Here is a 10,977-nt window from a genome sequence, read left to right on the forward strand (position 1 = left end):
GAGAAGAGAATCGATTGGCGCAAGGCAGCAATGCGTTCGCCGGTCCGGGACGTCTTTTCCCTGTCATTCGCGGTCGTTCTGCCGAATGATCGTCGCCGTGAGTTCGCGGCGATGGCCGCTCGACGACGACCGGGATGGCTGCCGAAACGACGAGTGTCAGCACGGAAAGTGCGGAGAAGGGCGGCCTTTTCACGATCAGCGGCCGGCAGTGGCTCATCCTGCTGATGGTCCAACTGGCCAACATGCTGTTCGGCATGACCATTACGCTCGCCAACCTGGTGCTGCCGCAGATGCGCGGCAACCTGTCTGCCACCCAGGAGGAGATCTCCTGGGTGATCACGCTGAACCTCGTCGCCACCGCCGTGGCCACGCCGATGACCGGCTGGCTGGCGAGCCGGCTGGGCTGGCGCAATCTTATGTTCTTCACGGTGCTGGGCTTCACCGTCACCTCGCTGCTGTGCGGCATCGCCGGCAGCCTCGAGACGCTGATCCTGGCGCGCGTCGCGCAGGGTGCGTTCGGCGCGCCGATCATGCCGCTCGGCCAGGCCATCCTGCTCGCGACCTTCCCCAAGCACCTGCAGCCCACGGCGCTGGTGATGTGGGGCATCGGCGCGGTGTTCGGCCCCGTGCTCGGGCCCATCCTGGGCAGCATGGCCACCGAAGCCTACGACTGGCGCGCCGCCTTCTTCATGATCGTGCCGCCGGGCGTGGCGGCGCTGGTGTGCATCTGGTTCGCCCTCAGTGGCCACACCACGCGAACCGTCGTGCGCTTCGACTGGATCGGCTTCATCGCGCTCTCCGTCGCCATGACGGCCGCCCAGCTGATCTTCGATCGCGGGCACAGGCTCGACTGGTTCGATTCGACCCAGATGATCCTGTTCGCCTTCGTCGGTGTCCTGGCGCTCTACATCTTCATTGTCCATTGCCTCACCGTGCCGGAGCCATTCCTCAATCCGCGCCTGCTGCTCGATCGCAACTTCTCGCTGGGCGTGCTGCTGGCGCTGGTGATGGGCATGCTGAACTTCATCAGCATCGTGCTGTTCCCGACCCTGCTGCACGACCTGCGCGGCTATCCCGACAATGCCATCGCCGCCCTGATCGCCGCCCGCGGCATCGGCAACTGGACGGCCTTCCTGGTGATCGCCCGGCTCACCCGCATCGCGCCGCGCTTCGCCATCGTGCTCGGCATGACCATCCAGGCCGCGGCCGGGTTCTGGATGGCCGAATGGGACATCAATCTCACCGAGCACGACGTGTTCTGGGGCAATTTCATGCTCGGGCTGGGGCAGTCGATCGCCTTCACGCCGATGACGGTGATGGCCTTCTCGACCCTGCCGGCGCGCCAGGTGACCGAGGGCTCGGCCATCTTCACCCTGATGCGCAATTTCGGCTCCAGCCTGTTCATCTCGATCTCGGTGCTGATCGTCAGCCGCTCGACCGCCGCCAACTACTCGCAGATGACCGAGTACATCACGCCCTACAACAAGTCGCTGGCGCTGCCCGGCCTGCCGCAGGCGTGGAGCCTGGAGAGCACCTCGAGCCTGCTCAGCCTGTCGAACGAGATCCTGCGCCAGGCCGCGATGATCGGCTACCTGAACGCCTTCCACCTGATGGCCTTCACCGCGCTGGCGGCGATCCCGCTCGCCGCCTTCATGAGCCGCGTGGCGCGCGAGTAGGGTGCTCAGGCGGCCGGAATGGCGAACACGGTGATCGCCATGATCAGGTAGGCGGCGATCAGCTGGACGCCGGTGAACCAGGTCGACTTGCCGTCGACAATCAGGATCGAGGCGACGAAGGTCGCCGTCAGGATCAGCAGCACCTCGACGCCGGAGAAGGCGAGGCTGAGCGGCGTCGGCGCCACGACCAGGCTCAGCAGCACCAGCAGTGGCGCCACCAGCAGCGCGATCTGGGTGCTGCTGCCGACGGCGATGCCGACCGCGAGCTCCATGCGGTTGCGCCTGGCGACGAGGACCGCCGTGCTGTGCTCGGCGGCGTTGCCGACCACGGCGACCACCACGACTCCCACGAACAGGTTGGTGAGGCCGAGCGCGTGGGCGGCGTGCTCGACCGTGCCGACCAGGATCTCGCTCATCCACACGATCAGCAGCGTCACCACCGCCATGACGCCAATCGCCAGCGCCAGCGACCACGGCGCGCCGTGCGCGTCCCCGTCAGCCGGCTGGCCGTCGCCGCGCACCAGATGGGCGTGCGTGCCAAGCGAGAACACCAGGCCCAGTAGATAGACCGCGAGCAGGATGACCGAGACAACGATGCTGAAGGCTACCGACTGGCTGGCGAGCGTGCCGCCCGCCGCCACGGCCAGGATCGACGGCACGACGATGGCGATGGTGGCGAGCGCCATCATGCCGACCTGGGTGCGCGCGCCGATGGTGGCGAAGCTCTGCACGGGATGCTTCAGCCCGCCGGCCAGGAAGGCGGCGCCCAGCACCAGCAGGAGGTTGCCGATGATCGACCCGGTGAGGGAAGCCTTGACGACGTCGAGCATGCCGGCGCGCAGCGCCACCAGGGCGATGATCAGCTCGGCGGCGTTGCCCAGGGTGGCGTTGAGAAAGCCGCCGACCCCTTCGCCGACGCGCGCCGCCAGCTTCTCGGTGGCGAGCCCCAGCAGGCCGGCCAGCGGCACGATGGCGATGCAGGCCAGCCCGAACACCAGCAACGGCGATTGCGGCCGTGCCTGATGCATCCACGCCGCGATCGGCACGGCGAAGAGCAGCCACGCAAGCGGCGTCTCGCGCAGGATGGTACGCACGGTGTTCATGGCCGCCCCTCCCTTTTCTTCGCTGGGAGCGCGCCACTCCGATGGTGCTCCTCTTGATGAATACGCATCCCATGAGCGCCATCGGAGTGGCGCGCTCCCAGCGTATGAGGCCTATCCTCCGATCCCATAGAACGCCGCGCAGGTGTCGCCCAGGATCAGGTCCTTCTCGCGGGCCGTCAGGAACGGGCAGTACTTGCGCACGTAGTCGAGCGATTGCCGGTAGGTGCAGAAGCGCTCGACGTTGGGCATGTCGGAGCCCCACATCAGCCGATCCGCGCCGAGCTGGTCGCGCAGGCTTTCGATCAGCGCCTGCGCCTCGGGGTAGGGGTAGTCCCACAGGCCGCCGTAGGTGATCGGGAACATCACCTCGAGCACCAGCCGATCGTGGCGATATACGGCTTCGAGCTCGGCGGGGAACTCGTAGCGGCCGTTCCTGGCGAAGAACGCGACCGGCGGGCTCATCGCCAGGTGAAGCCTGAGGTCCTTGTGCCGCTTCACGATGTTCTTCAGTGCCACGATGTGGCCCATGTAGCCCGCCAGGTCGTAGGTCGGTCCGGAACTCAGCTCGAGGCAGAGCACGATGCCGAGCCGCTCGAGCTTGTCCCAAAACGGCGCCATCGGGGCGGCGTCGAGCGGCCAGGGGAACCCGTGGCGGCTCATCGACTCGACGTTGAAGTAGAGGCCGCCGAGCTTCAGCCCGTGGAAGGCATGGTCGATCCTGGCGAGCTCGCGCTCGCTGCCCGCCATTGCCTCATCGACATGCATCAGCCCGGTCATGCGCCCGGGATACTGCTGCTGGGAGAAAGCGTTCATCTCCGTCATCGCGCCGTAGGAACCGCCGGCTTGCAGGATGCAATGATCGACACCGGCATACATCATCTGTGCCAGCATCAGCTCGGGCGGCGCCGTGATCTCCTGCATGCCGACCGGCATGTACTGGATGACATGATCCTCGCCTTCGTGCGTGAACTCGAGCTGGCCGAACCGGCCGACCCGGAAATCGACGTCGGCGAGCCCGCTCCACCCCGCATCGTCGGTGCGGTAGAGCGCTCGCGTGTCGGCCGGCGCCCCGTCGCGCGCACGGAAGGTCGAGGCCGCCGTCCGGGTGATCATGCGCTGCAGGTAGCGGTTGTGGATGTCGCGCGTCGGATGCCCGCAGGGGCCGATCCAGTGGGAGAAGACATGGGCGTGGCAGTCGATGATCATGCGCGCGCAGCTTAACGTGGGATGTCAGTCCTCCCAAGGAAACTTCACGCTTACGAAGAAGTAGGGCACCAGGAAGCAAGGCGCCCTCGGGCCGTTGCCGCGCGTGCAATCCCGTGTGTGCGACGAAATCGTTGTCGGCCAACCGCCATCCGTGCTGAATTCGCGCGCGAATGTCGTCCGATACAATAACGTCCGTCGCCGCCGGTGAATTGCGCAGGAATGCGCTCGGCGTCCCGCACATCGTGTTCTTCGTCATCGCCGCGGCGGCGCCCCTCACCGCGGTCGTCGGCGTCACCCCGGCGGCCTTCATGCTTGGCAACGGGCCGGGCGTGCCCGGCACTTTCCTGCTGGTCGGCGCGCTGTACCTGCTGTTCAGCGCCGGCTTCACCGCGATGAGCGGCTTCGTCGGCAATGCCGGCGGCTTCTATTCCTTCATCGTAGCCGGCCTCGGCCCGTCGCTCGGGGTGGCCGGCGTGCTGATCGCGCTCGCCACCTACACCGCCGTCGATGTCGCCGTGTACGGGCTGTTCGGCTTCTTCGTGAACGACATCGTGAGATGGGCGGGCGGGCCGGACGTCGCCTGGTGGGTCTATGCCGCCGGTCTCGGCATCGTCGTCTACTCGTGCGGCGTGCGCAGCATCGAGTTCAGCGGTCGGCTGCTCGGCTGCTGCATGATCGCCGAGATCACCATCCTGCTGCTGCTCGGTATCGCGATCCTGCTGACGGCTGATGCGGCGCGGCCGATCGCATTTGCGCCGTTCGGCATCCAGGCCATCGCCACGCCGGGGCTGGGTCTGGCGCTGGTGTTCGTCGTATCGGCGTTCATCGGCTTCGAGGCCACGGCGATCTTCGGCGAGGAGGCGCGCGAGCCCAAGCGCACCATCCCGCGCGCGACCTACATCGCCGTCACCGTGATCGCCACCTTCTATGCCTTCACGACCTGGACGATCTCGCTTTATTACGGCCCCGCCCATATCCACGACCAGGCCTCGACGCACACCGCCACGCTCTATCTCGATGCCGTCAAGGCGCTGCTGGGCCGGCCGGCCGGCGTGGTGATGGATCTGCTGCTGGTTGCCAGCATCTTCGCCTGCGCGCTGTCGTTCCATAACACGATCAACCGCTACCTGTTCGCGGTCGGCCGTGAGGGACTGATGTGGCGGCGCCTCTGCGAAACCCATCCGCATCACCAGTCGCCGCTGCTGGCCGGGGCGGTGCAGACGGCGAGCGCGCTCGGCCTGGTGGCGCTCTTTGCGCTGGCCGGCTCCGATCCCTATACCGTGGTGTTCGCCTGGGCCGGAACGTTCGGCGCGCTCGGTATCCTGATGCTGCAGATCATGGTGTCGCTCGCCGTTGTCGCCTTCTTCTGGCGCGACAGCCGCGGTGTCGGTCTGTGGCGGAGCCTGCTGGCGCCGGGGCTCGCGGCGCTGGGGCTGGCGGTCAGCCTCGTCCTCATGTCGTTGCATCTCGACCTGGTGAGCGGCTCGAGCTCGCGCTTCGTGCAGAGCTTTCCCGAGCTTCTGGTGCTGATCGGCTTGGGCGGGATCGGCCTCGCCCTCCGGATCAAGGCGCGCAAGCCCGAGGTCTATGCCGCACTCGGCCGCGTGCCGGGATAGGAGCAGCCGGCAGCCCGTTGGTTGCCAGCGTCGCGCCGCCGTAGCGTGGCTCCTAGAGCTTCAGCTCCGGCACGTTCATCCAGCGCTGCTCCTCGACGCTGCGATAGGCGAGATCGGCGAGCTGGACGGCCTTGGCGCCCTCGACCAGGTTGGGCAGGTAGGGCGCGTCCTCGGCGACATGGCGCAGGAACGCCTCCCAGCATTGCCGGAACGGATTGCGCAGCGGCCCTTCCGCGTCGGGCACCTCCTGCCAGAGGCTGTGATGGTCCATGCCGCCGGGATGGGAGGCGCCGAAGAACGCTTCCGGCGTGTCGGCGGCAGCCTGCGTGAAGCAGCGATGGCGGCCGGCGACGGCCGAGCCTTCGGTGCCGTCGATCTGCACCACCATCGTGTCGTCGCGGCGCAGCCGGGTCGCCCAGCTGTTGGTGATGACGCCGACCGCGCCGTGCTGGATCTGGAGCAGGGCGTGCGAGGTGTCCTCGGCGTCGACCGTGTAGCGCTGGCCCTGCTCGTCGAGGCGCTCGGGGATGGCGGTGGTCATCACCGCGCATACGCCGGTGACCGGTGCCACCAGGCGATCGATCATGTAGCGCCAGTGCGCCATCATATCGAGCGCCAGCCCGCCGCCCTGCGCCTTCTTGTAGTTCCAGCTCGGTCGCTGGCAGGCCTGCGTGGTGCCATCGAAGATCCACGAGCCTGCATCGATGCGCACCTGGAGCACGCGGCCGAAGAAACCGGCCTGGCGGATCGCCAGCAGCTTGGCGAAGCCCGGCAGGAACAGCTTGTCCTGGATGACGCCGTGCTTGAGGCCGGCGCGCTCGGCAAGGCGGGCGAGCTCCATGGCCTCGTCGACGGTCGGCGCCGTCGGCTTCTCGATGTGGATGTGCTTGCCGGCGGCGATCGCCTGGCGCACGCGGGCCGGCCGGTCGCCGGTGTGGGTGCAGTCCATGTAGATCTGGTCCGGCCCGGCCAGCGCCTCCTCGAGGCGGGTCGTGTAGCGGAGGTTGCCGTGCGAGGCGGCGAGCGTGGCCAGCCGCCCGGTGTTGCGGCCGACCAGCAGCAGGTCAGGGATCAGCCTGTCGCCGTTGGCCAGCGGCAGGCCGCCCTCGGCGGCGATGGCCAGCAGGTTGGCCATGTGCTGCGTGGTGCCCATGCGCCCGGTGGCGCCATTGATGATGACGCCCATCTTGATCTCGGCCATCTCGCCTCTGCCTTCTCCGTCGAGCCGGCATTGTGGCGACTAACGAGACCGCGCGGTAGTGATCGCGGGCCGCGGTCCCTTCTCCTCCTCCCCAGCTTTGCTGGGGAGGTGTCGCCGCTTACTGCGACAGAGGGGTCATCAGCCATGGGCCCCTTCGGCTCTCGTGACTGATGACCGCTCCGCCCCGTATGAGGGGGCACGTCCCCAGCGAAGACGCCGGGGAGGAAGAAATGGCCCGCCCCTCGCCGTGTTAGGGCTGACCGGAAATGTTCTCATGCCGGACCCTCGGAGTGGTCCTTGTGTGATAGTCTTCCGCCGTGCGGCGTTTGCACGTTCCTGCAAGCGCCGCTCGGTTTGCGGGGCGCCTGCCGGCGCTCGCGTCATCTGGGCACGACGAGCCCGCGGAGGAAAAGAATGAGCGTGCGTGCGGGGCGTGAATTCCTGGCCATCCCCGGGCCGACGACGGTGCCCGACGAGGTGCTGCGGGCGATGCATCGGCCGGCGGTCGACATCTACTCCGGCCCGCTGCTGGCGCTGACCGATGGCCTCCTGAAGGACATCGCCCGCGTGTTCAACACCAAGGGTCGCGCCTACATCTACATCTCCAACGGCCACGGCGCGTGGGAAGCCTCGCTCACCAACGTGCTGTCCAAGGGCGACAAGATCCTGGTGCTCGAGAGCGGCCGCTTCGCCATCGGCTGGGGCGAGAATGCCCGCCGCATGGGCGTCGAGGTCGAGATCCTGAAAGGCGACATGCGGCGCGCCGTGCGGCCGGCCGAGGTCGAGGCTCGCCTCAAGGCCGACAGTCGCAAGGCGAACGGTGGCAGCACCATCAAGGCGGTGCTGGTGGCGCAGATCGACACCGCGTCGGGCGTCGTCAACGACATCCCGGCGATCGCGCAGGCCATCCGCGCGGCCGGTCACGATGCCCTGCTGATGGTCGACGCGGTCGCGTCGCTGGGTTGCATGCCGTTCGACATGGATGCGTGGGGCGTCGACGTCGCGATGTCGGGCTCGCAGAAGGGTTTGATGGCGCCGCCGGGCCTGGGCTTCGTCGCCGCCAACGACCGCGCCCGCGAGGTCCACAAGACGGCCGGCCTGCGCACGCCGTACTGGGACTGGACCGACCGCGAGGGCGACCAGCACTACCAGAAGTACGCCGGCACGCCGCCCGAGCATCTGCTGTTCGGCCTGCGCCAGGCCATCGACATGCTGTTCGCCGAGGGCATGGACAACGTCTTCCGCCGCCACGCGCTCCTCGCCGAGGCGGTCCGCCGCGCCATTGGCGTGTGGGCGGAGGGCCAGGCCATCAGCTTCAACATCATCGAGCCCGGCGAACGCTGCGACACCGTCACTCCGGTGCTGGTCGGCGGTGGCCACGATCCGGAGGCGCTGCGCGCCTACTGCAACCAGAAGTGCGGCGTCATCCTCGGCCACGGCATCGGCGAGCTCTCGGGCAAGGCCTTCCGGGTCGCCCATATGGGCCATGTCAACGCGCCGATGATGCTCGGCACGCTGAGCGTGATCGAGGTCGCCCTCAACGCGCTCGGCATCCCGCACGGCAAGGGCGGAGCGCAGGCGGCGATCGACTGGCTCGGCGCCGAGGTCAAGGCGTAAAATTCTGCTCGATCGATTGGATCGGCAAACGCCGCGTGTTCAGCCAGCGTGCTTGGCGACCACGCGTGCCAAGGCGTCGGCGTGGGCGACGGGAGATCGCCATTTCCTCTTGGCCACGCGCTTCAGCGCCCCCGCCTCGAACGCGGCGATGACGGCATCGTGGACGTAGGAGGTGCGGCACACGGTCGGCGTGTTGGCCAGCTTCCCGGCGATCTCCACGACGGTGTCGCGGATCTGACGGCGGCGCTTGGCGGCGGTTTCGGCAGGCGAGGTGCTGGCCAGCACCCGAAGGGCGGCAGCTGACGCGATCAGCGTGCGGAAATCCTTCAGCGAGATGCGCCTGCCGGTCGTGTTGCGCAGGAAGGCGTTGACGTCGCTTGCCCGGACGGGCCGCACCACCCCATCTGCGCCAGCGACCTGGAACAGGCGCCGGCCGGGTAGCGTCAGCAGGCGCGTGACGGCAGCGTGAAGGCGCTTGCTGCTCACGTCCCGGCTGAACGGGTTGCCGCCTTTTGCCTTGAAGGTCAGCGTCACCTGCTTGCCGTCATCGCCCAAGCGCACATTCGACTTCAAGAGCGTGGTCGCGCCGCGTGTGCCGTGATCGCGCAGGTATTCCTCGCCGCCGGCGCGGATAGCCGTCAGGCTTACCAGCTCGATCACCGACGCCGCGGCGAAGCGCAGATCGACGACCTCCGACGCCAGGCATCGGCCAAGCGCGCGCCGGATGCCCGGCAATGCCGTTGCCAATCGGTTGAGCCGCCGCGCTTTCAAGGCTTCGCGCACCTCGGCCCATTTGGGGTGATAGCGATACTGCAGCCGGCCGGCGGCATCCTCGCCGACCGCCTGAAGATGGGCAGCCGGGTCGCTGGCATAGCGCACATTTACGTAGGCCGGCGGCACCGCGAGCGACCTGAGCCGCGCGATATCGGCGGTATCACGCAGGAACACGCCCGAGGATGTGACGAAGGCAAAGCCCTTGCCACAACGCCGGCGCCGCAGATCGAGCGCCTGCGGCGACACGATGACCAGCCCATTCTGCTTGGCGAGCCTCGCGATCAGGGCGCGTTGCGACATGGCGAGGAGGCAACGCCTTTGCCGGCCTGGCGTTCCCGAACGTCGCAAGCCGGTCTTTGATGGGACGGGTTGCCGCCAAAGAAAAAAGGTCCCTCGCGAAAGCGAGGGACCTTCCTTCTGTTCTCCAAGCCCGTCGATCGGCTACTGAATGATGATCTCCACCCGGCGGTTCTGCGGCTCGCGCACGCCGTCGCCGGTCTGCACCAGCAGGCCCTTCTCGCCGCGGCCGATGACCGTGATCACGTTGGCCGGCACGCCATCGCGCACCAGGGCATCCTTGACGGCGTTGGCGCGGCGCAGCGACAGCGCCATGTTGTAGGCCTCGGGCCCCGACGTGTCGGTGTGGCCGGTCGCGGTGACGCGGGCGCTGCCCTTGCTCTTGTAGGCCGCGGCCGCCTGGCGCACGACGTTCAGCGACGCCTCGGACAGACGCGCGCTGTCCCAGTCGAAGAACACCATGAAGGAGGGCGGGGTGGCCGCCGGCGGCGGAGGCGGAGGCGCGGCCGCGGCCGGCGGGGCGAACTTGTACTGCCCGTAAACCATCGCGACGATGTTGGAGTTGTTCACGCCGATGGTGACGTTGTTGACGACGAAGGTCGGGTTGGTGGTGCCGACATAGCGGCCTTCGAGCGCCAGGCGCCACTGGCTGTCGATGTTGTAGGCGAGGCCGACGATGCCTTCATAGGCGAACTGCGTGCTGGCGAGCGGGGCATTGCTGTCGACGAAGGCGACGCCGGCGCCGACGCCGAGATAGGGCGTGATGGTCGACGCCGGCATGAAATCGTAAAGCGCCTTCGCCATGATGTGCACTTGGTGACCAACACCGCTGAAATTCGATTGTGCTGCGGTGTTGGCAAGCGTGGCGGTGAAGGGAATGAATCCGTAGCCGAGCTCGACCTCGAGGCGCGGTCCCACGAAGTCGTAGCCGGCGACAAGGTCGGCGATCAGGCCGGTCGTGCTGTTGAAGTTACCGCCGATCGTAGTCGTCTGGGTCAGGAACCAAGCACCGCCGACACCCGCACCGACGTAAAAGCCGGGGAAGGGGTTGAATTCCTGCGCTGACGCCATCGAGGGTATCAGGGCGAGCGCCGTTGCAGCGGCGAAAGCTTGTTTGATCAAGTGCCATCTCCCCTAGCAGTAATTGCGCGATGCGTGACAGACTACACAATGCCGCCGCAATCCGCTTGCGCTCTTCCGGGGCCGGCAATGAACGGGCCGGCCGGTGTGGCCATTTGGCAACACAGGGCGAGGTCGTGCGCTCCTTTTCTCCGCCCGTCATTCAGCTGCGGAGCGGACACGTCTCCCTTTCCTCCCCCGTAATCGGGCGAGGTGGCCACAAGGGCCGGAGGGGGGAAGGCCTCACGCGAGATCCATGAAAATTCCGACGTCGGAAATTCATGGAGTTCGTCTGCGGCCTTCCCCCTCCGCCCCGCAAGACGGGGCACCTCCCCATAGGCGTTAAACCAAGAAATCCTCATCCTGAG

8 protein-coding genes are annotated in these 10,977 nt (G+C 67.4%); 3 read left to right on the forward strand and 5 right to left on the reverse strand.

Features of this window, described 5'->3' with window-relative positions; translation table 11 throughout:
- Window positions 1-134: 134 nt before the first annotated feature.
- Entirely contained in the window at window positions 135-1,676 is a 1,542-nt protein-coding gene (locus tag AB7O82_RS32850) for a DHA2 family efflux MFS transporter permease subunit (RefSeq protein ID WP_428544475.1), read from the forward strand.
- A gap of 5 nt (window positions 1,677-1,681) precedes the next feature.
- On the opposite strand, the gene cax is transcribed toward AB7O82_RS32850, so the two are convergent.
- Together cax and AB7O82_RS32860 are read right to left on the reverse strand one after the other, a co-directional pair.
- A complete protein-coding gene (gene cax / locus AB7O82_RS32855; protein ID WP_428544478.1) occupies window positions 1,682-2,779 on the reverse strand; it encodes a calcium/proton exchanger in 1,098 nt (365 codons plus the stop codon).
- Between the two features lie 111 nt (window positions 2,780-2,890).
- Entirely contained in the window at window positions 2,891-3,985 is a 1,095-nt protein-coding gene (locus tag AB7O82_RS32860; protein ID WP_428544481.1) for an amidohydrolase family protein, read from the reverse strand.
- 170 nt (window positions 3,986-4,155) lie between these two features.
- Here AB7O82_RS32860 and AB7O82_RS32865 point away from each other — a divergent pair, with 170 nt between their 5' ends.
- Complete coding sequence (locus AB7O82_RS32865) at window positions 4,156-5,601, forward strand: APC family permease (protein ID WP_428544484.1); 1,446 nt, start codon at window positions 4,156-4,158, stop codon at window positions 5,599-5,601.
- A 52-nt stretch (window positions 5,602-5,653) separates the two neighbouring features.
- Here AB7O82_RS32865 and AB7O82_RS32870 read toward each other — a convergent pair whose 3' ends face one another.
- The gene (locus AB7O82_RS32870) at window positions 5,654-6,802 is read right to left on the reverse strand and encodes a Gfo/Idh/MocA family protein (protein WP_428544487.1); all 1,149 of its coding nucleotides are present in this window, start codon (window positions 6,800-6,802) and stop codon (window positions 5,654-5,656) included.
- Between the two features lie 414 nt (window positions 6,803-7,216).
- Here AB7O82_RS32870 and AB7O82_RS32875 point away from each other — a divergent pair, with 414 nt between their 5' ends.
- The gene (locus AB7O82_RS32875; protein ID WP_428544490.1) at window positions 7,217-8,419 is read left to right on the forward strand and encodes a pyridoxal-phosphate-dependent aminotransferase family protein; all 1,203 of its coding nucleotides are present in this window, start codon (window positions 7,217-7,219) and stop codon (window positions 8,417-8,419) included.
- 39 nt (window positions 8,420-8,458) lie between these two features.
- Here AB7O82_RS32875 and AB7O82_RS32880 read toward each other — a convergent pair whose 3' ends face one another.
- Window positions 8,459-9,493: a DNA topoisomerase IB gene (locus AB7O82_RS32880; protein WP_428544493.1), complete on the reverse strand. Its 1,035-nt coding sequence runs from the start codon at window positions 9,491-9,493 to the stop codon at window positions 8,459-8,461.
- A gap of 141 nt (window positions 9,494-9,634) precedes the next feature.
- Window positions 9,635-10,612, reverse strand: a complete 978-nt coding sequence (locus AB7O82_RS32885) for an OmpA family protein (RefSeq protein ID WP_428544496.1) — start codon at window positions 10,610-10,612, stop codon at window positions 9,635-9,637.
- Window positions 10,613-10,977 lie beyond the last annotated feature (365 nt).

Origin of the sequence: Reyranella sp. (genome assembly GCF_050185545.1) — a bacterium.
In the GTDB taxonomy this organism is placed as follows: Bacteria; Pseudomonadota; Alphaproteobacteria; order Reyranellales; family Reyranellaceae; genus Reyranella.

Bases quoted from the DNA above. Each gene is read 5' to 3' on its own strand.
- AB7O82_RS32860 (WP_428544481.1), bottom strand. From the start codon at position 3,985: ATGATCATCGACTGCCACGCCCATGTCTTCTCCCACTGGATCGGCCCC.
- AB7O82_RS32875 (WP_428544490.1), top strand. From the start codon at position 7,217: ATGAGCGTGCGTGCGGGGCGTGAATTCCTGGCCATCCCCGGGCCGACG.
- cax (WP_428544478.1), bottom strand. From the start codon at position 2,779: ATGAACACCGTGCGTACCATCCTGCGCGAGACGCCGCTTGCGTGGCTG.
- AB7O82_RS32850 (WP_428544475.1), top strand. From the start codon at position 135: ATGGCTGCCGAAACGACGAGTGTCAGCACGGAAAGTGCGGAGAAGGGC.
- AB7O82_RS32880 (WP_428544493.1), bottom strand. From the start codon at position 9,493: ATGTCGCAACGCGCCCTGATCGCGAGGCTCGCCAAGCAGAATGGGCTG.
- AB7O82_RS32865 (WP_428544484.1), top strand. From the start codon at position 4,156: ATGTCGTCCGATACAATAACGTCCGTCGCCGCCGGTGAATTGCGCAGG.
- AB7O82_RS32870 (WP_428544487.1), bottom strand. From the start codon at position 6,802: ATGGCCGAGATCAAGATGGGCGTCATCATCAATGGCGCCACCGGGCGC.